Origin of the sequence: Mesorhizobium sp. RIZ17 (assembly GCF_051127865.1) — a bacterium.
Taxonomy (GTDB): domain Bacteria; phylum Pseudomonadota; class Alphaproteobacteria; order Rhizobiales; family Rhizobiaceae; genus Mesorhizobium; species Mesorhizobium humile.
Window position 1 is genome coordinate 921,256 of sequence record NZ_CP147861.1, and the last position, 25,137, is coordinate 946,392.

General features: G+C 65.6%; 24 protein-coding genes. 14 read left to right on the top strand and 10 right to left on the bottom strand.

From position 1 onward, the window contains the following. The first annotated feature begins 59 nt into the window (after positions 1–59). From WDX12_RS04535 to WDX12_RS04545, 3 genes are read left to right on the top strand one after another with little or no spacing between them, the layout of a single operon-like run. Entirely contained in the window at positions 60–1,256 is a 1,197-nt protein-coding gene (locus WDX12_RS04535) for a Tm-1-like ATP-binding domain-containing protein (protein ID WP_434724076.1), read from the top strand. 12 nt (positions 1,257–1,268) lie between these two features. Then, a complete protein-coding gene (locus WDX12_RS04540) occupies positions 1,269–2,171 on the top strand; it encodes a phosphoenolpyruvate hydrolase family protein (RefSeq protein WP_434724077.1) in 903 nt (300 codons plus the stop codon). Positions 2,172–2,175: 4 nt separating this feature from the next. Then, complete coding sequence (locus WDX12_RS04545) at positions 2,176–2,592, top strand: cupin domain-containing protein (RefSeq protein WP_434724078.1); 417 nt, start codon at positions 2,176–2,178, stop codon at positions 2,590–2,592. 178 nt (positions 2,593–2,770) lie between these two features. On the opposite strand, the gene WDX12_RS04550 is transcribed toward WDX12_RS04545, so the two are convergent. After that, entirely contained in the window at positions 2,771–3,964 is a 1,194-nt protein-coding gene (locus WDX12_RS04550; RefSeq protein WP_434724079.1) for a M24 family metallopeptidase, read from the bottom strand. Between the two features lie 336 nt (positions 3,965–4,300). Between WDX12_RS04550 and WDX12_RS04555 the strand changes: the two genes are divergently transcribed. The 6 genes from WDX12_RS04555 (at position 4,301) to WDX12_RS04580 (ending at position 10,345) form a co-directional block, all read left to right on the top strand. Continuing rightward, a complete protein-coding gene (locus WDX12_RS04555; protein WP_434724080.1) occupies positions 4,301–5,911 on the top strand; it encodes an ABC transporter substrate-binding protein in 1,611 nt (536 codons plus the stop codon). A gap of 270 nt (positions 5,912–6,181) precedes the next feature. Further along, the gene (locus WDX12_RS04560; RefSeq protein WP_434724081.1) at positions 6,182–7,168 is read left to right on the top strand and encodes an ABC transporter permease; all 987 of its coding nucleotides are present in this window, start codon (positions 6,182–6,184) and stop codon (positions 7,166–7,168) included. Continuing rightward, positions 7,165–7,995, top strand: a complete 831-nt coding sequence (locus WDX12_RS04565) for an ABC transporter permease (protein ID WP_434724082.1) — start codon at positions 7,165–7,167, stop codon at positions 7,993–7,995. Before WDX12_RS04560 ends, WDX12_RS04565 begins: the two co-directional genes overlap by 4 nt. Continuing rightward, positions 7,992–9,002: an ATP-binding cassette domain-containing protein gene (locus WDX12_RS04570; RefSeq protein ID WP_434724083.1), complete on the top strand. Its 1,011-nt coding sequence runs from the start codon at positions 7,992–7,994 to the stop codon at positions 9,000–9,002. The genes WDX12_RS04565 and WDX12_RS04570 overlap by 4 nt, the downstream gene beginning before the upstream one ends. After that, a complete protein-coding gene (locus tag WDX12_RS04575; RefSeq protein ID WP_434724084.1) occupies positions 8,999–9,775 on the top strand; it encodes an ABC transporter ATP-binding protein in 777 nt (258 codons plus the stop codon). The genes WDX12_RS04570 and WDX12_RS04575 overlap by 4 nt, the downstream gene beginning before the upstream one ends. Positions 9,776–9,838: 63 nt before the next feature. Then, positions 9,839–10,345, top strand: a complete 507-nt coding sequence (locus tag WDX12_RS04580; RefSeq protein ID WP_434724085.1) for an L-2-amino-thiazoline-4-carboxylic acid hydrolase — start codon at positions 9,839–9,841, stop codon at positions 10,343–10,345. Between the two features lie 8 nt (positions 10,346–10,353). On the opposite strand, the gene WDX12_RS04585 is transcribed toward WDX12_RS04580, so the two are convergent. From WDX12_RS04585 to WDX12_RS04620, 8 genes are all read right to left on the bottom strand, one after another. Further along, positions 10,354–11,139: a DeoR/GlpR family DNA-binding transcription regulator gene (locus WDX12_RS04585; RefSeq protein ID WP_434724086.1), complete on the bottom strand. Its 786-nt coding sequence runs from the start codon at positions 11,137–11,139 to the stop codon at positions 10,354–10,356. Positions 11,140–11,353: 214 nt separating this feature from the next. Next, positions 11,354–12,652, bottom strand: a complete 1,299-nt coding sequence (locus tag WDX12_RS04590; protein ID WP_434724087.1) for an NAD(P)/FAD-dependent oxidoreductase — start codon at positions 12,650–12,652, stop codon at positions 11,354–11,356. A 2-nt stretch (positions 12,653–12,654) separates the two neighbouring features. Continuing rightward, entirely contained in the window at positions 12,655–14,025 is a 1,371-nt protein-coding gene (locus tag WDX12_RS04595) for a glutamine synthetase family protein (RefSeq protein WP_434724088.1), read from the bottom strand. Between the two features lie 382 nt (positions 14,026–14,407). After that, positions 14,408–15,169, bottom strand: coding sequence for an SDR family NAD(P)-dependent oxidoreductase (locus WDX12_RS04600; protein WP_434725773.1), 762 nt, complete (start codon positions 15,167–15,169; stop codon positions 14,408–14,410). Positions 15,170–15,180: 11 nt separating this feature from the next. Beyond that, a complete protein-coding gene (locus tag WDX12_RS04605) occupies positions 15,181–15,993 on the bottom strand; it encodes an ABC transporter permease (RefSeq protein WP_041010367.1) in 813 nt (270 codons plus the stop codon). Next, on the bottom strand, positions 15,993–16,856 hold the full coding sequence (locus WDX12_RS04610) for an ABC transporter permease (protein ID WP_434724089.1): 864 nt from the start codon (positions 16,854–16,856) through the stop codon (positions 15,993–15,995). Before WDX12_RS04610 ends, WDX12_RS04605 begins: the two co-directional genes overlap by 1 nt. A gap of 77 nt (positions 16,857–16,933) precedes the next feature. Then, a complete protein-coding gene (locus tag WDX12_RS04615; RefSeq protein WP_434724090.1) occupies positions 16,934–18,097 on the bottom strand; it encodes an ABC transporter substrate-binding protein in 1,164 nt (387 codons plus the stop codon). Then, positions 18,078–19,214 (bottom strand): ABC transporter ATP-binding protein, encoded by a 1,137-nt coding sequence (locus tag WDX12_RS04620; protein WP_434724091.1) that lies wholly within the window; start codon positions 19,212–19,214, stop codon positions 18,078–18,080. The genes WDX12_RS04615 and WDX12_RS04620 overlap by 20 nt, the downstream gene beginning before the upstream one ends. Positions 19,215–19,332: 118 nt before the next feature. Here WDX12_RS04620 and WDX12_RS04625 point away from each other — a divergent pair, with 118 nt between their 5' ends. Then, positions 19,333–20,145: a LuxR C-terminal-related transcriptional regulator gene (locus WDX12_RS04625; protein WP_434724092.1), complete on the top strand. Its 813-nt coding sequence runs from the start codon at positions 19,333–19,335 to the stop codon at positions 20,143–20,145. Here the strand turns inward: WDX12_RS04625 and WDX12_RS04630 are convergent. Next, positions 20,123–20,776: a GntR family transcriptional regulator gene (locus WDX12_RS04630; protein WP_434725774.1), complete on the bottom strand. Its 654-nt coding sequence runs from the start codon at positions 20,774–20,776 to the stop codon at positions 20,123–20,125. The genes WDX12_RS04625 and WDX12_RS04630 overlap by 23 nt on opposite strands. 338 nt (positions 20,777–21,114) lie before the next feature. Between WDX12_RS04630 and WDX12_RS04635 the strand changes: the two genes are divergently transcribed. The 4 genes from WDX12_RS04635 to biuH all read left to right on the top strand — a co-directional run bounded on the left by WDX12_RS04635 (position 21,115) and on the right by biuH (position 25,137). Then, positions 21,115–22,242, top strand: coding sequence for a BMP family ABC transporter substrate-binding protein (locus WDX12_RS04635; protein WP_434724093.1), 1,128 nt, complete (start codon positions 21,115–21,117; stop codon positions 22,240–22,242). Positions 22,243–22,344: 102 nt separating this feature from the next. Beyond that, on the top strand, positions 22,345–23,469 hold the full coding sequence (locus WDX12_RS04640) for an ABC transporter permease (protein ID WP_434724094.1): 1,125 nt from the start codon (positions 22,345–22,347) through the stop codon (positions 23,467–23,469). Next, on the top strand, positions 23,469–24,395 hold the full coding sequence (locus tag WDX12_RS04645) for an ABC transporter permease (RefSeq protein WP_434724095.1): 927 nt from the start codon (positions 23,469–23,471) through the stop codon (positions 24,393–24,395). The genes WDX12_RS04640 and WDX12_RS04645 overlap by 1 nt, the downstream gene beginning before the upstream one ends. Positions 24,396–24,435: 40 nt before the next feature. Continuing rightward, positions 24,436–25,137: a biuret amidohydrolase gene (gene biuH, locus WDX12_RS04650; RefSeq protein WP_434724096.1), complete on the top strand. Its 702-nt coding sequence runs from the start codon at positions 24,436–24,438 to the stop codon at positions 25,135–25,137.

Here is a 25,137-nt window from a genome sequence, read left to right on the forward strand (position 1 = left end):
GGTGGGGCAAAAAAGGCGGACGGCGATGCCGGACATGCCGGATGACGGGGAAACCACGGATGGGACGCATCTATGTGGTCGGCACCGCCGACACCAAAGGTGAGGAACTCGCCTTCCTGGCCTATGCTATCGCCAGGGCCGGCGGCGCGGTCACGCGTGTCGACATCGGCACGCGCGGCGCGACTGTCCCGGTCGACATCCCCGCAAGCGAGGTCGCCGCGCATCACCCCAAGGGAGCCGGCGCGGTTCTCGGCGTCGACGATCGCGGCGCCGCCGTTACCGCCATGGGCGCCGCCTTCGCCAACTTCATCCGCTCCCGTCACGACATCGCCGGCGTCATCGGCATCGGCGGCGGCGGCGGCACCTCTATCGTCACCGCCGGCATGCGCGCGCTGCCGCTCGGCCTGCCGAAGCTCATGGTCTCGACACTGGCTTCCGGCGATACCGCGCCTTACGTCGATGTCTCCGACATCGTCATGATGCCGTCGGTGACCGACATGGCGGGACTGAACAGGCTCTCCCGCACGGTGCTGCACAATGCCGCCCAGGCCATCGCCGGCATGGCGGCCAAGCCCGCCCCGGCCACCGCCGGCAAGCCGGCGCTGGGGCTCACCATGTTCGGCGTCACCACGCCCTGCGTGACCGCGATCGTCGAGCAATTGCGTGCCGGCTATGACTGCATGGTCTTCCACGCCACCGGTACCGGCGGCCGCTCGATGGAGAAGCTCGCCGACAGCGGCCTGCTGGCCGGCGTCCTCGACATCACCACGACCGAAGTCTGCGACTTCCTGTTCGGCGGCGTGCTGCCCGCGACCGAGGATCGGTTCGGCGCGATTGCCCGCACGAAACTGCCCTATGTCGGCTCGGTCGGCGCGCTCGACATGGTGAACTTCTGGGCGCCGCCCACGATCCCCGAGCGCTATCGCGGACGCTTGTTCTACGAGCACAATCCCAACGTCACACTGATGCGCACCACGGCCGAGGAATGCCGCAAGATCGGTGAATGGATCGGCGGCCGCCTCGCCCGATGCGACGGCCCGGTCCGTTTCCTGATCCCGGAAAAGGGCGTCTCGGCACTTGATATCGAAGGCGGCGCCTTCTTCGATCCGGAAGCCGATGCGGCGCTGTTCGAAGCTATCGAGCGCACAATCCAGCCGGCCAGGGACCGCAACGTGACGCGCCTGCCGCTGCACATCAACGACCCGGCCTTCGCCAAGGCCGCCGCCGAGGCGTTCCTCGACATAGCCAAGAAGTGAGAGACGGCACGCATGACCGCCATTCCGCGCAAAACGATCCTGGAAAAATTCCGCAAGATGATCGCCGACGGCGTGCCGATCGTCGGCGGCGGCGCCGGCACCGGCCTGTCGGCCAAGGCCGAGGAAGCCGGCGGCATCGACCTGATCATCATCTACAATTCCGGCCGCTACCGCATGGCCGGGCGCGGCTCGGCCGCCGGCCTGCTCGCCTATGGCAACGCCAACGAGATCGTCAAGGAGATGGCCTATGAGGTGTTGCCGGTGGTGAAGAAGACACCGGTGCTGGCCGGCGTCAACGGCACCGACCCCTTCGTCATCATGCCGCTGCTTTTGGCCGAACTGAAGACGATGGGCTTTTCCGGCGTGCAGAACTTTCCGACCGTCGGCCTGTTCGACGGCACCATGCGCCAGAGCTTCGAGGAAACCGGCATGGGTTTTGGGCTCGAGGTCGACATGATCGCCGAGGCGCACAAGCTCGACCTTCTGACCACGCCTTACGTCTTCAATCCGGACGAGGCGCGCGCCATGACCAGGGCCGGCGCCGACATCGTCGTCGCCCATATGGGCGTCACGACCGGCGGCTCGATCGGCGCCACCTCGGCGAAAACGCTCGACGCCTGCGTCAAGGAGATCGACGCCATAGCCGATGCCGCGCGCTCGGTGCGCAAGGACATCATCCTGCTTTGCCATGGCGGGCCGATCTCGATGCCCGACGACGCGCGCTACATCCTGGAACGCTGCGAGGGGCTGCACGGCTTCTATGGCGCGAGCTCGATGGAGCGGCTGCCGGCCGAGGCGGCAATCGCCAGGCAGACGGCGGATTTCAAGGCGGTCGCGCTGGGGCATCGGACCCAAAAGTGGAAGCCGGTTTTGGGAAAATCCGATGCCCCGACAAAAACGAAAAGGAAGGGATGAGGCAATGGCCGACAAAAGCAAGGTTTTCGTCTACCCGAAGGATGTCAGCGCCTTCGGTTTCGACTGGGGCAAGCTGTCGCTGACGGTCGCGCCGGAAGTGAACGGCGCCGAACGCTTCTCCGGCGGTGTCGTCGATCTGCCGCCCGGCAAGGGCCACACCCGTCACAACCATCCGGGCGCCGAAGAGATCATCTTCGTCATCTCCGGCAATGGCGAGCAGATGGTCGAGGACGAGAACGGCAATCCGGTGGTGGCGAAGGTCCGTCCCGGCTGCACCATCTACGTGCCGGAAAGCCGTTTCCACTCGACGCTCAACACCGGCGACCAGCCCATGCAGCTTTTCGTGGTCTATTCGCCGGCCGGACCGGAACTGGCGCTGCGCGACCTGCCGGATTTCAGGCTGCTGCCGGCTGGCAAATAATCTTCAGCGTCGCAGCCCCTCATCCGGCCGCTTCGCAGTCACCTTCTCCCCGGCGGGGAGAAGAGGTTGGCGCTGGCGCCGGCAGGCTCCTCTCCCCTCGGGGAGAGGTCGGATTGCCCCGAATTGCTCCTTAGCAATTCGGCCTCGGCAATCCGGGTGAGGGGGAGCGCTGTCGCGGCTAAGCTGCCATCCCACCCCTGTTCCAGCCCCGCCCGCGATCACCGAACATCACATAACCGGCATCGGTCACCGCCACCGTGTCCTCCAGCTTGATGAAGCCGCGTGTCGGGTGAAGCATGGTCGTCTCGACCGACAGCACCATGTTCCTTTCCAGGGGCTTGGCCGCATAGGTGCCTTCATAGGCGACCGGATGATTGGTCATCAGGAACGGCGCCTCATGCGTGATCAGCCCCATGCCATGCGCGAAGAAATCGGTGTAGGCCGCGACCTTGGAGGCCTTCAGCACGCTCTCCGCATGCGCGATCATGTCGCCGCCCAATATGCCTGCCTTGACCTTGGAAAAGGCCGCCTGCTGCACTGCTTCGACTTCGCCCAGAAGATCCTCCAGCTCGGCATCCGGTTCGCCGAGCACGCCCATGCGGCAGAGGTCGCCGATATAGCCGTGATAGTTGCCGCCGGAATCGATCGACATCACCTCGCCCTTCTTCCACGCCTGGCTGGACGCCGCGCGGTTGTGGCTGGAGCCCAGCGTCAGCAGGCAATATTCGAAATGCGCGCCGCGATTGGTCTCCTCGCGCCTGAGCTGCTCGATGATGTCGGTCTTGCTCGTGCCCTCCCGCGCCCAGCGAATAGTCGCCAGCATGGAATCGGTGATCAGCTCGGAGGCGATGCGCAGCTGTTCCAGCTCCGCCTCGGTCTTGATGGCGCGCATGCGCTCCAGCATATCGGTCGCGTCGATCAGCTTGGCATCCGGCAACGCCTTGCGGATCAGCATATAGGCATCCGACGGCAGGAAGCCTGGCTCGATTCCGATGCGCGCCGCCGACTTGCCGATCTGGCGCAGGTGCTCCACTGCCAGATTGGCGGCGTCGAGCGTGCCCCAGCAGGCGGCATGCAAGGTCGGCGTCCAGAACGGATGGTTCTGGTGCTCGCCGCCTTCCATCTTGTTGCCGATATAGGCGGCATGCTCGGGGCCGCCTTTCTCGTAAAGGACGATCGGCAAATAGCGGCTGTGACCGATGGCATCCATCGCCGCAAAGAAGATGAACTTGTAGCCGCCGAGCAGATATTGGGTGTTGTGCTTGGAGGTGGCGAAGAGAACGTCGATACCAGCCTCTTCCATCAGCCGGTCCACCCGCGCCTGGTCGAACGGAATGCTGCTGACCTCGGTTTTGCCCGGAGCGATGTTCATCTGCCTCTCCCTGTTTTTCATCGGCCGCAGGAGCGCCGAACGTCGTGATTTTTGGCTGTCGGCCAAATCTGCATCATTTTCACCGCTCTGGTCCAGCCAGAATTGATCACTTTCGCGCTAAAGGCGGTTTTCAGTTCGAATCCCGATCCTGCTTCCCTACAATCTGGTCCTACCAGATTGGGGCATCGGAAGCCTCTTTGGTTCGGCTGGTCCAGCGGACGGAAATTTCAAAGCCAAGCCATGATGCGCCAAATCCGTCTCTGGCGAAACCTTTGCCAAGCGCCATAATCGCCGGATTGCCGCGCCTGTCACGGCGCGAAGAGGGGAGTGTGAGCGATGTCCGAATTGACGATTTCACGCCGCGGCCTGCTGGCCGGCTCGGCGCTGCTGCTGGCCTCGACCGCGCTGCCGACCATCGGCTTCGCGCAGGCGCCGAAGAAGGGCGGCCGGCTGGTGCTGGCCGCCGATTCCGAGCCGCGCAACCTCAACCCGGCGATCGTCGCCTCCAACGGCGTCTTCTTCATCTCGAGCAAGATCGTCGAGACGCTGGCCGAAGCCTCCTTCGACGGTAAGGACGGGCTCGCGCCGCGCCTGGCGCTTTCCTGGGAAGGCGCGGCCGACGGCCTTTCGGTCACCTTCAAATTGCGCGACGGCGTCAAATGGCATGACGGCAAGCCCTTCACCTCGGCCGATGTCGCCTTCTCGGCGCTGCAGATCTGGAAGCCGCTGCAAAATCTCGGCCGCACGGTGTTCAAGGATCTGCAGGCCGTCGAAACCCCGGACGAGCTGACCGCCATCTTCAAATTCGCCAAGCCAACGCCGTTCCAGCTGATCCGCAACGCGCTGCCGGCGCTGTCGAGCGTCGTGCCGAAGCACCTTTATGAGGTGGGCAAGATCGAGGACAATCCGGCCAACAACGCGCCGGTCGGCACAGGCCCGTTCAAATTCGCCGAATACAAGGCCGGCCAATATTACCGACTGGCGAGGAACGACGCCTATTGGGGCAAGGACGAACCCTATCTCGACGAGATCGTCTACCAGGTGCTGCCCGATCGCACCTCGGCCGCAGCGGCGCTGGAAGCCGGAGAGATCCAGCTCGCCGCCTTCTCCGCCGTGCCGCTCGCCGATCTCGACCGCATCTCGAAGGTGCCCGGCCTGAAGGTCATCACCAAGGGCTATGAGGCGCTGACCTACCAGCTCGTCGTCGAGATCAACCACCGCCGCAAGGAACTGGCCGATCTGAAGGTGCGGCAGGCGATCGCGCATGCCATCGACAAGGATTTCGTCGTCAAGACGATCTTCTTCGGCTATGCCGCGACGGCCACAGGCCCGGTGCCAAAGAACGATCCGCAATTCTACACCGCCGACGTGCCGACCTATCCTTTCGACGTCACCAAGGCCAATGCGCTGCTGGACGAAGCCGGCTACAAACGCGCCGACGACGGCAAGCGCTTTGCGCTGAAGCTGCTGCCGGCGCCCTACTTCAACGAGACAAAGCAGTTCGGCGACTATCTGCGCCAGGCGCTCGCGGCAATAGGCATCGACGCCGAGATCGTCAACAACGACTCCGCTGCGCACATCAAGGCGGTCTACACCGACCATGCCTTCGACCTCGCCGTCGGCCCGCCGGTGTTCCGCGGCGACCCGGCGATCTCGACCACCATCCTGGTGCAGAGCGGCATTCCGGACGGCGTGCCCTTCTCCAACCAGGGCGGTTACAAGAATGCCGACCTCGACGCGCTGATCACCAAGGCTTCGGAGACGCTCGATGCGTCGGCCCGCACCGAGCTCTACAAGGAGTTCCAGAAGAAGGTGGCCGCCGATTTGCCGCTGATCAACGTCGCCGAATGGAGCTTCATCTCCGTCGCCCGCGACACGGTCGGCAACATCGCCAACAACCCGCGCTGGGCAGTGTCGAACTGGGCGGACACCTATTTGGAATCGTGACACACTCGCGCGGATGAAAGTACGCGGCCAAATCGTAGATGCAGGGACAAACGTCGAGCTCTACGATACCCCCCTCTGTCCTGCCGGACATCTCCCCCGCAAGGGGGGAGATCAGCAGCTTGTCTGCCTCGCCAGTTTTCCAACGTTGGCGATTGGCGAAGCCGTTGGTGACGGCCAATCTCCCCCCTTGCGGGGGAGATGTCCGGCAGGACAGAGGGGGGTGCCTGGGCGCATTCCTAGCCAGGGTATCACCAACCCGACGAGGCGCGCATGAACCGCGCCTTCACCCTCCTCCGCCGCCGTCTCGTCGGCAGCGTCTTCGTGCTCCTTATCGTCGTCATCGGCAGCTTCCTGCTGCTCGAAGCCGCCCCCGGCGACGCGGTCGACGCCTACATCGTGTCGACCGGCGGTGATGCCGGCATGATCGAATTGCTGCGCCAGCGCTGGGGCCTCGACCAATCGGAGTTGACGCGCCTCGCCAACTACCTCTGGGCGCTGCTGCATCTCGACCTCGGCCAGTCGGTCACTTTCTCGCGGCCGATCCGCGACGTCATCCTCGAACGCCTGCCGACGACGCTGATCCTGATGGGCAGCGCCACCGCGCTCTCCTTCGGCCTTGGCTCGGCGCTCGGCATCTATGCCGGCGCGAGACCCGGCAGCTTCCGCGACCGCTTCGTGTCGATCGGTTCGCTGGCGCTTTATGCCGTGCCTGGCTTCTGGCTCGGCCTCGTGCTCATCGTCGTCTTTGCCGTCGATTTGCGCTGGCTGCCGATCGGCGGCATCGAGACCATCGCGTCGGCCAAGACCGGGCTGGCGCGCGCCGTCGACATCGCCACCCATCTCGTGCTGCCGGTCTCGGCGCTCGGCTTCATCTATCTGGCGCTCTATCTGCGCATGATGCGCGCCGGCATGGCCGAGGCCTGGCGGCAAGATTTCGTGCTTGCCGCCCGCGCCAGGGGGCTGACGCGCCGCCGCATCGTGCTTGCCCATGTCGCCCGCAACGCGCTCTTGCCCTTGGTCACCATGCTCGGCCTGCAATCGGCGCAGATGCTGGGCGGCAGCGTGGTCATCGAAAGCGTCTTTGCCGTGCCCGGCCTCGGCCGCCTGGCGCAGGAAGCCGTCGCCGGACGCGACACGCCGCTGCTGCTCGGCATCATCCTGGTCAGCGCCGTCCTGGTCGTCGTGATCAACCTTCTGGTCGACCTCGCCTACGCTGTCCTCGATCCGCGCGTCGGCGCCGGCGAGGCAAGCTCATGAACCGCCTACGCCGTTTCTTGCGCACGCCGGAAGCTGTCGCTGGCGCAATCATCCTGACCCTGCTGGTCGTCATGGCGCTTGCGGCGCCGCTGCTGTTTCCCGGCGACCCGCAGGCGATCGCCGGTCCGGCGCTGCTGCCGCCATTGCAGGACTGGTCGCTGCCGCTCGGCACCGACCGGCTCGGCCGCGACGTGCTGGCCGAGCTGTTTCATGGTGCTCGTACATCATTGGCGGTCGGCCTGGCGGCGGCCGCCGCGGCGCTCCTCATCGGCGCGGTGGTCGGCACTTTGGCCGGCTTTGCCGGAGGCCTCGTCGACGAAGTGCTGATGCGCATCACCGACGCCTTCCAGACCGTGCCGGGCTTCCTGCTCGCGCTCGCCTTCGTCAGCATTGTCGGCCCCTCGCTCGGCGTCGTCGTCGCGGCAATCGCGCTCAGTGCCTGGACCGGGCCCGCGCGCGTCGCGCGCGCCGAGGTGCTTTCGATCCGCGAGCGCGACTATGTCGCCGGCGCCCGCGTCATCGGCATGCACCCGCTCGAAATCGCCTTTCGCGAGGTGCTGCCCAATGCCCTGCCGCCGGTGCTGGCGTTGTCTTCGGTGATCGTGGCGGCGGCGATCCTGACCGAGGCAGCGCTATCCTTCCTCGGCCTCGGCGATCCCAACCGCGTCACCTGGGGCGGCATGATCGCCGAGGGCCGCACGGTGCTGCGCACCGCGCCCTTTCTGTCGATCGTTCCCGGCGTGGCGCTCGTGTTGACCGTGCTCGGCGTCTACCTCACTGGCGAAGGCGTGGTGGAAGGCACCGCTGTGCGCAGGAGCCTGTCGTGACGGCGCTGCTCTCGATTAGCGATCTGACGGTGCGGTACCGGCGGGACAGCGTCGAGGTGGCAGCGCTGAGGGGCGTGAGTCTGGATATCGAGGCCGGCGAGCGCCTCGCGATCATCGGCGAAAGCGGCTCGGGCAAGAGCACGCTGGCGCTGGCGGTTGCGGGGTTGCTGCCCCGGGGCGCCAAGACTGGCGGGACGATTGAGTGGTCAGCAAGCCAATTACAAAAGTCGCATTCCGTCACACCCCCCTCTGTCCTGCCGGACATCTCCCCCTCAAGGGGGGAGATTGGCAGTTCCGCCGCCGGCTCTCTTCTTGCGACCTCGAAAATTGGCGAAGGCGGAGATCACGAGCTAATCTCCCCCCTAGAGGGGGAGATGTCCGGCAGGACAGAGGGGGGCGCGACAGAACGCCTACTTCTCATGCCAGGCGGCAACACACCCCGCCTCGGCGGCGACATCGGCTTCGTCTTCCAGGACCCCTCCTCCAGCCTCGATCCGGTGATGCCGGTCGGCAAGCAGATCGCCGAGGTCGCCCGCACCCATCTCAACCTGAGCTGGCCACAAGCCTACACCAAGGCCAAAACCCTCCTCGAACGCGTCCGCCTCCCCGATCCGGACTCGGCCCTCCACGCCTACCCGCACCAGCTCTCGGGCGGCCAGAAGCAGCGCGTGGCCATCGCCGCCGCAATCGCCGCCGGGCCGAAGCTGCTCATTGCCGACGAAGCGACCAGCGCGCTCGACACCATCGTCCAGGCCGAGATCGTTTCCCTGATCCGCCGGCTGGTCAGCGAGGACGGCATGACGATGCTCTTCATCAGCCACGACATCGCGCTCGCAGCCGCGCTTGCCGATCGCATCGCGGTGCTGCGTCACGGCGAGTTGGTCGAGTTCGGAGAGACCAGCCAGACCCTCAACGCGCCGCGCCATGCCTATACGCGCTCCCTGCTCGCGGCTCACCTCGGCCTAGAGGCCGAGCCGTTGCTTGACCGGCAAGGCGCCTCGGCATGAGCATGCTTGCCGTCTCCAGTCTCGCCAAGCGCTATCATCGTGGCGGCAAGCCCTTCGCGGCGGTCGACGACGTCTCGTTCGAGATCGGCCCGGCGGAGACGCTGGCGCTCGCCGGCCCGTCCGGCAGCGGCAAATCGACGATCGCCAGGCTGGTGCTGCGGCTGACCGAGCCCGATGCCGGTCGAATCGCATTCGAAGGTGCGGACTTCCTCGCGCTGTCGGGCGCCGCGCTGCGCGCTCGCCGCGCCCGCCTGCAGATGGTGTTCCAGGATCCGCTCGCCGCCTTCAATCCGCGCGCCACGGTGGCGCGCGTGCTGGACGATCCGTTGCGCATCCACAACATCGCCTCGCGCGCCGAGCGCCCACGCCGGATCGCGGCGCTGCTGGAACGCGTCGGCCTCGACGCCAACCTAGCCACGCGCGCCGTCCACGAGATTTCCGGCGGCCAGCGTCAGCGCGTCGCGATCGCCCGCGCCATCGCCACACAACCGTCGCTGATCGTCCTCGACGAGGCGGTGTCGGCGCTCGACGTATCGGTGCGCGGGCAGATCCTGGAATTGCTGCTCGACCTGCAACGGCAGGAACGGATCGCCTATCTGTTCATTTCCCATGACCTCGGTGTCATCCGCGCCGTGGCGCACCGCGTCGTCATCCTCGATGCCGGCCGGATCGCCGAGAGCGGCGATGCCCGCGCCGTCATCGCCGACCCGCAGTCGGCGATTGGCAAGGCGTTGGTGGCGGCAACGCCAAGATTGACCAGGAACCGACCATGATCCCGCAAGTGGCAACCGGTTTGCGGACAAGATCATGGTCAGACAACAATATCAGGACACGCCATGACCGATCCCGAAGCAGCCAGAGCCGAGAAACTGTCGCGTGAGCTCGACTTGGCCTTCCGCAACCGCGCCGACCTCTACCGCCTCTTTCTCGACGAGCTGACCGCCGAGCTCGGCGCCGAGAAGGCCGAGGCGGTGATGATCCGCAGCATCGAGAAGCGCGGCCAGGAAGTCGCGGCCGCGGCCTTCGCCGGCTTCGGCCCCAATGACGCGCCGGCGATCGGTGAAGCATTCCTCGCCGTCAGTCCGGATGGCGGGCGCATGTACCCCGCCGACATCGAGCGAGGCCAGGACCGCATCGCCTTCAAGGTGAAGCGCTGCCCGCTGAAGGATGCCTGGGTCGAGGCCGGCGTCGGCGAGGAGAAACTCGCCACGCTCTGCCGCATCGCCGGCGCCTTCGACCGTGGCCTGTTCGAGGCGACCGGCGTGCGCTTTGCCAATGTCACCTGGACGCCAGGCCACGGCTCCGGCTGCTGTCACATCGCGCTGACCAATCGTGACGCTTAGCCGGAGAATTATTCGGCAAAGACGTGCAGCTCGCCGCCCGCTTCGTCGATCGCGGCGCGCAGCGCCGCTGCCGGCTCGCTGTCGGTGACGACATCGGAAATCTCGTTCAGCGCGCAGACGCGTTCGAGGCCGCTGCGGCCGAACTTGTCGTTGGTGACGACCAGCATCGTCGACAGCGATCGCCCCATCATCGCGCGTTTCACCGCCGCGGCGCCCGAGATCATGTCGCTCGGTCCCTCCGCGTTCAGTGCCGACGCGCCGATGATGGCGATATCGGCATTGTAGCGCCGCACGAATTCCACAGTGTCCTCGCCGAGCACCGCGGCCTCGCGGCTGTCATAGGTGCCGGGGCAAAGGATGACGCGGAAACCGGGATTGGTGCCGGCCACTGAGGCAACGCCGATGGAGTTGGTGATGATCGTCAGGTCCCGGCCGAGCTGCGAGAGGCTGCGCGCCACCTCGTAGGTGGTCGATCCGCCGTCGATCATCACGATGCTGCCTTTCTCGATCAGTCCGGCCGCACCCCGTCCGACGCGGGCCCGCTCCTCGACCATGGTGAGGCCACGTTCGGCAATCACCGGTTCCGACGTCACCAGCGAAATCGTGGCGCCGCCATAGGTGCGGTTGATGAGCCCTGCCTCGCCGAGCTCGATCAGGTCGCGGCGGATGGTCTCGCCGGCGACCCCGATGCGGCGGGCAAGCTTCGAGATGCGGATCGAGGCCGAGCGCCGCACCTCCGACAGGATCAGCTCATGGCGTTCTTTCTTCGTCAGCCGGTCAGGCTCGATGTTCATCGCTCTTCCTTCCCGCGGATTTCCCTCCCGGCGCCAGGACATTAGCCACGCCGGGAACGGGAAAGCCAGCCCGGGGTCTATTGAGATTCAGGTCAGGCCGAGTCGAAAATGGTGGTTTCTGAGAACCGGAGCGGAGCGTACTTAAAGTACGTGAGCACCGGAAGCGGAGGAAGCCGCCATTTGCAGGCCGGGCTCACCTGAATATCAACAGACCCTAGTGCCGCAACCGATCGCGCATGGCGTACCACAGCATGCCCAGCACATAGAGCGGGCCGCGCAACGCCGTACCGCCCGGGAACGGCAGCGGCGTCAGCGTCGAGAACAAATCGAGCCGCGAGGCATCGCCCGTGATCGCTTCGGCCAACAGCTTGCCGGACAGCGTCGACAGGATGACGCCCTTGCCGGAATAGCCATGCGCGAAATAGACCTCGCCATAGTGCCCGACATGCGGCAGGCGCGACGTGGTGACCGACACCAGACCGCCCCAGGCATGATCGATGCGGCAGCCCTTGAGCTGCGGGAAGGTCTTTTCCATGTGCGGCCGCACGAAGCCCGCTATGTCGGCCGGCGGCGACGGCGTGTAGCGCTCGCCGCCCCCGAACAGCAGGCGTCCGTCCGCCGACATGCGGTAGTAGTTGACGACGAACAGCGTGTCCGAGACGGCGACATTCGCCGGGATGACATTGCGTTCGCCCAAAGGCTCGGTGGCAACGATATAGTTGCCGACCGGCATGATGCGGCTGTTGACGCGCGGCTCCAATCCCTGGAGCAGCGCATCGCCAGCAAGCACCACGTGCCTGGCGCGGACCGAGCCCTTGTCGGTGAACACCCGGATGGACGGCTCGCGCTCCAGCCGGACGGCCACCGAGTTCTCATGGATGGTGACGCCTGCGGCGGAAGCGGCGCGGGCAAGCCCAAGCGTGTAGTTCAGCGGATGCATGTGGCCGCCGAGCGGCTCGAAGACCGCGCCTTGATAGGGCGTGTCCACCTTTTGCCGCGCCTGCGAAGCCGACAGGATCTCGACATCGGTGAAGTTCATCACCTTGGCGAGGCACCCGGCCTCGTCCTCGAAGTCGCGCACATCCGAAGCGCTGACCGCGCCGACCAGATGGCCGGTCTGGCGGAAATCGCATTCGATGCCGTGACGCTCGATGATGTCGAGGACCAGCCCGCGCGCCTCGAAGGCGAGGTCGAACAGCGCCTTTGCCCGCTCCGGACCGAACGTCTTGACCAGCCCCCTGGCGCCCTTGCGCAGGCCGGGGATCATCTGGCCGCCATTGCGGCCCGAGGCGCCCCAGCCGATCTTGCCGCCTTCGAGCAGCACCACCTTGAGGCCACGCTCGGCCGCATGCAGCGCCGCGGACAGACCTGTGCAACCGCCGCCGACCACCACCAGGTCGGCCTCGACATCGCCGGCCAGAGCCGGATGGTCAGGCGCCGGGTTGGCGGTGGCGACATAATAGGATTTGCCGATATCGAGACCGGAATTGAAACCTGTCGAACGCGAAGCCACGGTCACACCTTGAGCAGCAGATGGTCGCGTTCCCAGGACGTCACGACGCTCTGGAACAGGTCGAGCTCGACGCTCTTCACGCGCAGATAGGTCTGGAAGAAATCCTCGCCGAGCAGCGCCCGCACGGGCTCGCAGGCGGCGAAGCGGTCGAGCGCTTCCTCCATCGTCTTTGGCAGTGTGCTGTTGCTTTTATAGGCATTGCCGAAGGCTTCCGGCGAGCGCGCAAGCTTCTCCTCGATACCGAGATAGCCGGCGATCAGCGAGCCGGCCATGGCAAGGTAAGGATTGGCGTCCGCTCCGGGCAGCCGGTTCTCGATGCGGCGTGCGGCGCGCCCGCCCATCGGCACGCGCAGTCCGCAGGAGCGGTTGTCGTGCGACCACTCGATGTTGGCCGGGGCGCTGTGGTTTGGCCGGATGCGCCGGTAGGAATTCACGTTAGGCGCAAACAGCGGCATGATTTCGGGGATGTATTTCTGCAGGCCGCCGATGAAATGCGCGAACATCCCGGTGTCCTCGCCATCTTTGCCGGCAAACAAAGGCTCGCCCGCCTCATCGACGATCGACATGTGCAGATGCATCGAGCTGCCGGCCTGTGCGGCGATCGGCTTGGCCATGAAGGTGGCGTGCATGCCATTCGCCTGCGCGATCTGCCGCGCCAGGCGCTTGAACAGCAGCACCTTGTCGGCAAGCGCGAGCGGATCGCCATGCAGGAGATTGATCTCGAGCTGCGCCGTTCCGGATTCGTGGATCAGTGTGTCGAGCGGCAGACCGGCGGTGGCGGCATGCTCGTAGAGGCGTCGCGTCACCGCTTCGAACTCCTCAAGCGCTTGCATATCGTAGGGATGCTGCACGCTTTCCGGACGGCCGTTGCGCCCGACCGGCGCGGTCAGCGGCCGGTCCGGATCGGGGTTGGGCGCGGTCAGATAGAATTCGACTTCCGGCGCCATCACCGCGCGCCAGCCGCGCTTGCGATAGAGGTCGAGCACCGCCCGCAGCACATGGCGCGGCGAAGCTATCCAGGGCCGGTCGTCCATGTGGAAGGCGTCGGCGAAAACATAGGCCCTGCCGGCGCTGCCGGGCGCCACGCACAGCGTGGAAATGTCCGGCACCATGCGCATGTCCGGGTCCGAATAGGCAAAACCCTCGTCTATGGAACCGGAATAGCGGCCGTCGATCGCCACCAGGAAGGCGCTGCTCGGCAGATAGAGCGCGCGGTCCTCGAGCGACTTGAGGAATTTGGCCGCCGGCAGTGTCTTGCCGCGCAGCACGCCGTTGACGTCGGGCACGAGGCACTCGACCTCGCTGATCGCATGCGTTTTCAGCCAGCTTTGCTTGTCCGCGCCGGCGAATGAGGAGTCTTGATTGTCAGGCATTGGTCATGTCCGTACGAAGGAGAAATCGCTTCGGCGGGCATGTCCGTTCCGGGTAGGGCGTTATCTAAGCTGCGTTATCCGAGAACGGACGCCCGCCTGATGGCCGGCTCAAGGGCCGGGTGGAGCACGCCTCACACCCCTTCGGTCCAGCCGTCGCGAACGACATGCGAGCCGACTTTCGTCTCCTCCGCGCGCTGCAGATTCTCGAAGCGGCAGCAGCGCATGATCAGCGATACCCCGCGCGCGCAAACGAAATACCGTCGGCAACCGAATGCCTGGCGCGGTATTGCTGTTTTGCAGCTTGCATGACGGGTCCCACTAAGATGGAGTTATGGTTTGACCGATCATCGCCGCCGGCGCAAGCCCGCTCTGCTGGACCAGATCAGCCGATGCTCTCTCCGCCATCGATCACCAGCGCCTGCCCGGTCATGAAAGACGAGCGGTCGGAGACCAGGAAAAGAATGGCTTCGGCGATCTCCTCCGCGCTCGCCCAGCGCCCCATCGGGATCTTGGTGCGGACATAGTTTTCGATCGCGTCGCGCCCGCCCATCTGGGTGATGAACGGCTCGTTGAACGGCGTGTCGACCCAGCCCGGGCAGAGCGCGTTGATGCGCACATTGTGCCTGGCGTAGTCGAGGGACATCTGCCGGGTCATCGCCACCACGGCATGCTTGGACGTGGCATAGGCGATCATCTCGCGATCGTAGAAGACGCCGGAATTGGACGCCGTGTTGAGGATGACACCGCCGCCCTGCGCGATCATCGAAGGCATCACGGTCTTCGCCGCCAGGAACTGCGCCCGCACATTGATGCGCCAGGAGGCATCCATGCCGTCCGTGCCCACTTCCGTCAGAGTGCCGCCGACCTGGATGCCGGCATGGCTGTGCAGGATGTCGATCCGGCCATGCCTGCCGAGCGTTCCCTCGATCAGATCCTCGACCGCCGTGTCGTTGCCGACATCGGTGGCGACGGCCTCGGCGCGGCCGCCGGCTTCGCGGATGTCGGAGGCCGCGGCTTCGCCAGCCGCAGGATCGCGGTCGGCGATGACCACATGCGCCCCTTCCCTGGCCATGATCATGGCCCCGGCGCGCCCTATGCCCGACCCGGCGCCCGTCACCACGGCGATACGGTCTTTCAGGATCATGAATCTGTCTTTCAAGGAGATGGCTTCCGGCGCCCGAGCTGCCATTGGGCGAGAAGCACAAGCAGAACCGACGCGCAGAGCACGATCGTCGCGATGGCGTTGATTTCGGGCGTGACGCCGCGCCGGATCGAGGCGAAGACGTAGATCGGCAGTGTGGTCTGCGCGCCGGCGACGAAGAAGGCGATGATGAAATCGTCGAAGGAGAAGGTGAAGGCGAGCAGGAAGCCCGCGATCACCGCCGGCATGATCTGCGGCAGCACGATCGAGCGGAACGTCGTCAGCGGCGTGGCGTAAAGATCGCTCGAGGCCTCGACGAGGTTGCGGTCGAGGCTGCTCAGCCGCGTGCCGACGATCATCGTCACCAGCGCCATCGAAAACAGGCCGTGCGCCGCGATGATCGAACCGTAGCCGAGCGAAAGCCGTGGCGGCTGGTCTGTTGGCCACAGCGAAGCGAGGAACGGGTTGACGACGGCAAAGAGCTGCACCAGCGCCACCAGCGTCGAAATGCCGATGACGACGCCAGGAACCACGATTGCCGCGCCCAGCAGAGCGTCGAACAGCGCCCGCGTGCGCGCGCCGACGCGCTGCAGCCCGAGCGCAGCGGCCGTGCCGCAGAAGGCCGCGAGCAGCGCGCTGGTCGTGGCGATGAACAGGCTGTTCTTCAGCGCTTCCACCAGGAACGGATTGGACAGCGCCTTGCCGTACCATTGCACCGAGAAGCCGGTGAACTCGCTGGCATGGTGGCCGGCATTGAAGGAGAACAGCACGACCAGCGCGATCGGCAGATAGAGGAAGGCAAAGACGGCGACGACGAAGGCGCGCATCAGATCAGGTCCACCCGGCGTGCGCCCGAAAGCCGGGTCGAGACGCGGTTGGCGACGATCAGCACCACGACCGAGACCAGCACCAATGTGATGGCGATGGCCGATCCGAACGGCCAGTTGCGCGACTGCAGGAAGAGATCGACCAGCGCGTTGCCGATGAAGAACACCTTGCCGCCGCCAAGCAGCGTCGGGATCAGATATTCCCCGAGCAGCAGGATCATCACCAGCGAGAAGCCGGTCATCACCCCGGGCAGCGACAGCCGCAGCGTCACGCCGAGGAAGGTCGACAGCGGCGTTGCGCCCAGATCGGCGGAAGCCTCAAGCAGCCGGCGGTCGAGCCGCTCCAGGCTGACATAGATCGGCAGGATCATCAGCGGCAGGTAGCCGTAGACGATGCCGAGCAGCACCGCCCCCGGCGTGTTGATCAATCTGAGATCCTCGATGCCGGCATAGGCGAGCAAAGCCGGGATGCCGCGCCCGCCGAGGATATACATCCAGGCATAGGTGCGCATCAGAAGGCTGGTCCAGAACGGGATGACGATCAGCGCGAGCAGGATCAGCCGCCAGCGCGGCGGCGCGCGCAGCGCCAGGTAGTAGGCGACGGGATAGGCGACGAGCAGGCAGGCCAGCGCGCCGATCGGCGCCAGCACCATCGTGTTCCAGAAGGCGGTCGCCCGCGCCGGCAGATTGGCGTATTGCGCAAAGGTCAGCGCGGCCTGATAGCCGCCCTCCGGCGCCCGCTCGCCGACGCTGAAAATGGCGATGGCGACGAAGGGCAGCACCAGGAAGACGACCAGCCACAGCGCCGCCGGGGCGAGCAGCAGCGCCGTCACGAGATTTTTGCGAAAGAGACTGCCGCGCATCGGGAAAGCCGGTTGGGAGCCGGCGGACTTTCGTCCGCCGGCCGCATTGTCTTGGTCGGGTTTGTTGCTGGTCTCGCTCAAGCCGACTTGAAGCGCGCCATCAGCTCGGCGCGGCCCGGATCGGTCAGCGTCGCGGCGGCGCCGAATTCCAGCGGCTTCAACAGGTCGGCCGCCGGATAGAGGATGGGGTTGTCGAGCACTTCCTTGGGCAGCAGCGCGTTGACCCGCGCATCGGTCGAGGGCGCGCCATTGGCCAGATGCTCCTTCACCGCCACCTTCGGGTTCATCAGGTAATTGAGCAGCGCGTAGCCGGCCGGCTTGTTCGGCGCGTCCTTCGGGATGGCGTAGAAGTCGGTCCAGATCTCGCCGCCCTCCTTGCCGAGCACATAGGCGATATCGGGAATGTCGCGATGGAGTTGAGCCCCGTCATTGGTCCAGCACATCGTCATCCAGGCGTCGCCGGCGCGCATTCCCGGCTGGTAGTCGCTCGACACGGCGAACAGATGCGGCTTGACCTTGAGCAGCAGCTCCTCGGCCTTGGCGAGCTCGTCCTGCTTCAGCGAGTTGAACGAGTAGCCGTAATATTTCAGCGCGTTGCCGATCGTGGTCAGCTGGTAGTCGTGCACCATGGTGCGGCCGTCGCCTTCGGCCATGGCGGTGTCCCAGAACTCCTTCCAGCTCGACATCGGCTTGCTGAGCTTCTTGGTGTTGACCGCGAAGCCGGTCGTGCCCCAGTTCTTTGGCACCGCGTAGATCGTGCCATCGATCGTGCCTTCCGCGGTGAAGCGCGCGTCTTCCGACTTGCCGTCGAAATTGCCGAGCTTGGCCATGTCCAGCGGCTCGATGATGCCGAGCTTCTTGTAGGTCGAGATGGTGTAGTTGGTCGGCACGAACAGGCTCCAGCCCGAGCCGCCGGCCTGCAGCTTGGCCAGCATCTCCTCGTTCGATCCGAAGACGTTGACCTCGACGGCGACGCCCGTATCGGCCTTGAAGTTCTCGAAGGTTTGTGGATCGTGATAGTTCGGCCAGGTGGCGATCGACATGCGGTCGCCGAGATTCTCGGCGGCGAAGGCCGGCGTCGGCATGATGCCGAGCTCGCGCGCCATCACCGCGGTCGCTACGCCGAGGCCGGTGAGGCCGAGGAAGTCGCGCCGGCTGATCGAGCCGCGCTTCAGGCGCATCAATTGGTCGACGAATTTATCGGGGCTTATCGGCAGTCCGTCACGATAGGATTTCGGCATTTTGGTCTTCCCTCTGGTTGGTCCCGTTGTTCTTGGCGTGCGGAAACGCCAGCGGCGCTCCGGCGGCAAAGCCGATGGCGACGGGTTCGCCCGGCTTGAAGAGGTTGCCCTGGCCGATCACGTGGTCGGCCTTGGCGAGCAGAGATCCGATGCCCTGGACCTCGATGGCGTATTCGGCCGTCGAGCCCAGGAAGATGCGGTTGCGGACGATGCCTTTCAGGCTGCCGCCTCCGGGCGCCGAGAGGCTGAGCGATTCCGGGCGCAGGCTGACGGATACGGCCTCGCCCCGGCTGAGCGGCAGCCGCTTACGCGCGGAAATCACCGTGCCGTCGGCAAGCGCGACATCGACCAGATCGCCCGAAAGGCCGGCCACCTCGCCGCTCAACAGATTGGTCTTGCCGACGAAGTCGGCAACGAACAGATCGGCCGGCTCGTCATAGATCTCGCTCGGCTGTCCAAGCTGAACGACGCGGCCGCCATTCATGACGCAGACGAAGTCGCTCATCGACAGCGCCTCCTCCTGGTCGTGGGTGACCAGCACGAAGGTGATGCCGATCTCGCGCTGCAGGTTCTGCAGCTCGATCTGCATGTCGGTGCGCAGCTTCTTGTCGAGCGCGGCCAGCGGCTCGTCGAGCAGAAGCACCGCCGGCTTGTTGACCAACGCGCGGGCGAGCGCCACGCGCTGCTGCTGGCCGCCCGAAAGCTCGTGGATCTTGCGGCGGCCGTAGCCGGCGAGCTGCACCATGGCCAGCGCCTCGCCTGCCCTGTGGCTGATCTCGCGCGACGACAGCCGCGGCCTCGCCTGGCGCAGCCCGTAGGAGATGTTCTCCTCGACATCGAGATGCGGGAACAGCGCATATTGCTGGAACACCATGTTGACCGGCCGCCGGTATGGCGGCGTGCCGGCCATGTCGCGGCCGCGGATCAGCACCTGGCCTTCGCTGGGCTGCTCGAAGCCGCCGATCATGCGCAGGCAAGTCGTCTTGCCGCAGCCGGAGGGGCCAAGCAGCGCGACGAAGGCGGAAGGCGGGATGGCAAGGTCGATGCCGCTGACTGCGGTGACCGCGCCGTAGCGCTTGGTGACCGCGCGAAATTCGATATCGGGCACTGCAGTCAAGCCACGGGCTCCAGCGACAGCGTGAGGCAATGTGGTGACGCTAGCAGAGCCAATAGCACCTAGTATATACCTCGCGGGTGGTATATTTAGCTGATTTTATCGTTCAGAGGGGTATGAATTGGCCGCCTCCCGCAGTGACGACTACAACGCCTTGGCTGCCGTGATCGCCGCTTCGCGCGAGACTGGCGGCGACCATTTCGGCAAGGCGATCGTCGGTTGGCTCAGCGGACATGTCCGCTTCGACCACTGCGTGATCTTCGGCTATCGGGGTGCTGCGCGGCCGCCGCTTCTGTTCGAGACCTTCTCGCCGGCGGAAAGCCACATCTTCGTCGCGCTCTATCAGGAAGGCCCCTATCTGCTCGACCCGTTCCACCATGCCGCGGTCGAGCGCAAGGAGGGTTTCTGGCGCATGCGCGAGCTTGCCCCGGACCGCTTCTATGCCAGCGAATACTACCGCTCCTACTACAGCCAGACCCGGCTCGCCGAGGAGGTCGGCTTCTTCGTGCCGCTGGCCGGCAAGGACGCGCTGGTGCTCTCGCTGATGCGGTTGCGCGCCACCGGGCCCTTCGGGACGGCGGACGCCAGGCTGCTGCGCGACATGGCGCCGGCGGTGATCGGCTTCTGCAAGCAGCGCTGGCCGTCTTTGCCCGCCGAACAGGTCGCGCTGCCGCCGGCGGGTGAAACCATCGCCATGACCAACGAGCTCGACCGAGCCCATATCTGGAAGAGCCTGTCGCTAACCTCGCGCGAAAAACAGGTGGTCGACCTGGTGCTGCAGGGCCATTCCACGGAATCGATCGCCAGGGCACTCAGGATCGTGCCGGGGACGGTGAAGGTCCACCGCCGCAACATCTACCGCAAGCTGAAGATCAAGTCGCAGGCCGGTCTCTTCGCCCGCTTCGTCGAGATCATCGACGCGCGAATCGGGTGAGTCTCGACTCCACCGGGTCGACGGCCGCAAACACCGCGCTTGCCTCGCTGACGATCGAGACATGATCCCAGGCCGCCTTGCCGGCCGCCGCCGCGTCGCCGCGCATGATCGCGGTAACGATCATGTCGTGTTCCTGCCAGGATTTGGCCAGCCGTCCGGGCAGCATGAACTGCGCGCGCCGGAACGGCGCCAGCCGGCTGCGGGTCGCCACGGTCAGATCATGGATATGCGTGTTGTGGGCGCCGCGATAAAGCCTGCTGTGGAATTCGGTGTTGAAATACTCGTAGTCCTCCTCGGCGCCGAGCTGCACCATGCGCGCCGATGCCTGGTGCTCGCTCTCCAGCGAGCGGCGCTCGGCTCCGGTCATGCGCTCGGCGGAGAAGCGGGCGCAGATCGCCTCCAGTTCGGCCATGCTCTCGAACATCGAGGCCAGATGCTCCTGCGTGACCACGGCGACGATGGCGCCCCGGTTGGGCCGCCTCTCGACCAGCCCGATGGCGCTCAACTGGCCGAGCGCCTCCCGGACCGGCGTGCGCGAAACGTCGAAGCGGGCCGCGAGCGAGGCCTCGTCGAGCCTTTCGCCCGGGCGCAGATAGCCGGTAACGATGCGATCCGCGATCGCCCTCACCATCTGATCCACGGTCGTTCCCGACCTGACCAAGCTGCGCTTTCCCGACACGTCTCCTCCCGTCCAGTTTATCGCGGACGGCCCGCAAGGTGGACGGCCCACGGGCTATTTCGACTCAAGGCCGCATCCCTGTATGCCTAGATTTTGACCTCAATGTCAAACTGAGCATTTTTCAGGCAAAAAGTGCATGCACTTGCCTTTGGTTTATGCAAGCGCTCTAAAGTCATACATTGATTTTATTACGGAAAATCACGAAATGGAACTGGCACGGCGATTGCATGCACTTTCTTGACAGCACGTCAAACGACCCCGAGCGGGTCCAAGAAAGGGGAGCATTCGATATGACCGACCGATTCATGCTTAGCCGCCGCGACCTGCTCAAGACCTCCGCCGCCGGAGCGGCGCTCGGTCTGGCTTCGGCAGCCTTTCCGATCCGCGCGGCGCGCGCCGCCGCCGCGACCGTGGGCTTCATCTATGTCGGTCCGAAGGACGACTACGGCTACAACCAGGCGCATGCCGAAGGAGCTGCATCGCTGAAGGGCATCGAGGGCATCTCCATCGTCGAGGAAGAGAACGTCCCCGAGACGGTCGACGTCCAGAAGACGATGGAATCGATGATCAATCTCGACGGCGCCTCGCTGATCTTCCCGACCTCCTTCGGCTATTTCGATCCGCATATGCTGGCCATGTGCGCCAAATTCCCCGACGTGCAGTTCCGCCATTGCGGCGGCATGTGGAACAAGGACAAGCACCCGATGAACGCCGGTTCCTATTTCGGCTATATCGGCATGGGCCAGTACCTGAACGGCGTCGTCGCCGGCCACACCACCAAGTCGAAGAAACTCGGCTTCGTCGCCGCCAAGCCGATCCCGCAGGTCCTGCTCAACATCAATTCCTTCCTGCTTGGCGCCCGCTCGGTCGATCCGGCGATCACCTGCCAGGTGATCTTCACCGGCGAGTGGTCGCTGGCGGTCAAGGAGGCCGAGGCCACCAATGCGCTGATCGACCAGGGCGCCGATGTCGTCACCTGCCATGTCGACAGCCCCAAGGTGGCGGTCGAGACGACCGCCGGACGCGGCGCCTTCGTCTGCGGCTACCACGCCAACCAGAGCCCGCTGGCGCCGGAAAAATACCTGACCGGCGCGGAATGGAACTGGGCCAAGGTCTATAAGATGTTCGTCGACGACCTCATCGCCGGCAAGCCGCTGCCCAATTTCACGCGCGGCGGACTGGCCGACGGCTTCGTCAAGATGAGCCCGCTGGGCCCGGCCGTCGGCGAAGCGGCGCGCAAGCAATTCGACGCCACGCTGGCCGAAATGATGAAGGGGGGCTTTTCCGTCATCAAGGGACCGTTGAAGAACAACAAGGGCGCCGTCGTCGCGACCGAGGGCCAGGCCTTCGCCGAGACCGCCATCGAGCTCGAAAGCATGGACTATCTCGTCGAGGGCGTCGTCGGCTCAACGGCCTGAACCGATGCGAGTCGCCCAAAAGTGCGCGGCGGTTTTGGGCCACACGCATCCAACAACAGCTAAAGCGCGACGCGCTTCAAGCCGCTGGAGGGAGACGGGACGATGGCGGAGACGGTGAGCGGCCCGGACGTGCGGACCATCCTCGACGCGAGGGGATATCGGCCGGCGCTCGAATGGATCGCCAGGCGGGCCGAGGCCTTCGTCATTCCGCTCGCGGCGCTGGTCGCCGGCATGGTGCTGTTCAGCCTGTTCATCCTGGCTGTCGGCAAGTCGCCGGTCCAGCTCTACGAGACGATGTGGCGGGGCGGCTTCGGCTCCTGGTTCTCGATCCAGAACTCGCTGTCGCGCGGCGCGCCGCTCTTGCTGGCGGCGCTCTGCGTGGCGCTGCCGGCGCGCCTCGGCCTGGTGGTCATCGGCGGCGAAGGCGCGATCGTGCTGGGCGGCGTCGCCGCGGCCGCCATCGGCGTGGCATTGAACGGCGCGCCGGCTTTTCTCGTCATCCCTCTCATGGGCGTGGGGGGCGCAGCCGCCGGCGGCATCTGGATAGGTGCCGTCGGCGCGCTCCGTCATTACCGCGCCGTCAACGAAACCATCTCGAGCCTGCTGATGGCCTACATCGCGATCGCCGTGATGAACCATCTCGTGGAAGGGCCGCTGCGCGACCCGGCCTCCCTCAACAAGCCCTCGACCCAGCCGCTCGCCGACATCTACCGTGTCGGCAACATACCGGGCATGGAAGTGCATTGGGGCCTCGTGGTCGGCGTCCTCGCCTGCGTGCTCTCCTGGCTGCTGATCGAGAAGACCCGCTGGGGTTTCGCCGCCCGCATCGCAGGCGGCAATGTCAGGGCGGCGCAGGTGCAGGGATTGGCCGTCGGGCCGCTGATCGTCGGCTTCACCGCTCTGGCCGGCGGCTTTGCCGGCCTCGCCGGCATGCTGGAGGTCGCGGCCGTGCAGGGCAGCGCCAACGGCTCGCTTGCCGCAGGCTACGGCTACACCGGCATCCTCGTCGCCTTCCTTGCCCGCCACAATCCGCTGGCCATCATCCCCGTCGCCGTCCTGCTTGGCGGTATCGACGCGTCCGGCGGACTCATACAGCGCCGCATGGATCTGCCCGACGCGACCGTTCTGGTGCTGCAGGGCATGCTCTTCATCGTCATCCTGTTCAGCGAGACCTTCTACGGCCGCTTCAAGCTCTTCAACCCCGATCTCTGGCGGAGGAACCCCTGATGGAGACGACCGACATCGGGCTATGGGGCGTGCCGCTCGCCATGCTGGGCGGCGCCATCCGCGTCTCCACCCCCTTCATCTTCGTCTCGCTCGGCGAAGCCATCACCGAGCGCTCCGGCCGCATCAATCTCGGCCTCGAGGGCACGCTTGTGTTCGGCGCCATGAGCGCCTACGCGATCGCGGTGATGACCGGCTCGCCCTGGCCCGGCCTGCTGGCCGCGGCCGTCGCCGGCCTCTGCTTCGGCCTCTTCCATGGCTGGATCTGCAAATTCCCGAAGGTCAACGACATCGCCATCGGCATCGCCCTCATGCTGTTCGGCACCGGGCTGGCCTTCTTCTTCGGCAAGCCCTTCATCCAGCCCTCGGCGCCCGACCTGCCGGCGATCCCCTTTGGCGCCTGGTCCGACATCCCCCAGGTGCAGGCGGCGCTCAACGTCAACGTGCTGTTCCTGATCGGCGCAGCGCTTGCCGTGTTCCTCTGGTGGGCCTTCCGCAACACCCGCATCGGCCTGATCGTGCGCGTTGTCGGCGACAGCGCCGATGCCGCGCGCGCCATGGGGCTCAACCCCAACACGGTGCGTCTGCTCGCCACCGGCGTCGGCGGCGCGCTGGCCGGCATCGGCGGCGCCTATCTGTCGCTTTACTATCCAGGCAGCTGGACCGAGCGCATCTCGTCCGGCCAGGGGCTGATGGCGGTGGCGCTGGTCATCTTCGCGCGCTGGAACCCGCTTGGCTGCTTCGCGGCGGCCTTGCTGTTCGGCGGCGCCGGGGCACTCGGCCCGGCGCTACAATCCGTGGGCGTCACGCAAGGCTACTACCTCTTTTACGCCGCGCCCTACATCCTCACCCTCGTCATCATGATCGCCACCTCGTCGCCGAGCCGAACGCTCGCCGGCGCGCCCGGCGAACTGTCCATCACCAAGTGACCATTCCATCAGAACCGCTCGCGAGACCGGAGTCCTTGCCATGAACGCCAGAGCCGAGATCACCCAGCGCTACATCGACGCCGATCCCTATCCCTGGCCCTACAATGGCGATCTGCGGCCGGACAACACGGCGCTGATCATCATCGACATGCAGACCGATTTCTGCGGATCGGGCGGCTATGTCGACCATATGGGCTATGACCTGTCGCTGGTCCGCGCGCCGATCGAGCCGATCAAGTCGGTGCTGTCGGCCATGCGCGCCAAGGGCTACACGGTCATGCACACGCGCGAGGGCCATCGCCCCGACCTTGCCGACCTGCCTGCCAACAAGCGCTGGCGCTCGCGCCGCATCAATGCCGGCATCGGCGACCCCGGCCCTTGCGGGCGCATCCTGGTGCGCGGCGAGCCGGGCTGGGACATCATCCCCGACCTTTATCCGGCCGAGGGCGAGCCGATCATCGACAAGCCGGGCAAGGGCTCCTTCTGCGCCACCGATCTCGAGCTGATCCTCAACCAGCGCGGCATCGAAAACATCGTGCTCACCGGCATCACCACCGATGTGTGCGTGCACACCACCATGCGCGAGGCCAACGATCGCGGCTTCGAATGCGTGATGCTGGAGGATTGCTGCGGGGCGACCGACCACGGCAACCATCTGGCGGCCATCAAGATGATCAAGATGCAGGGCGGCGTGTTCGGCGCGGTGTCGAATTCCGCCGCGCTCGTCGCCCAACTGCCGTGA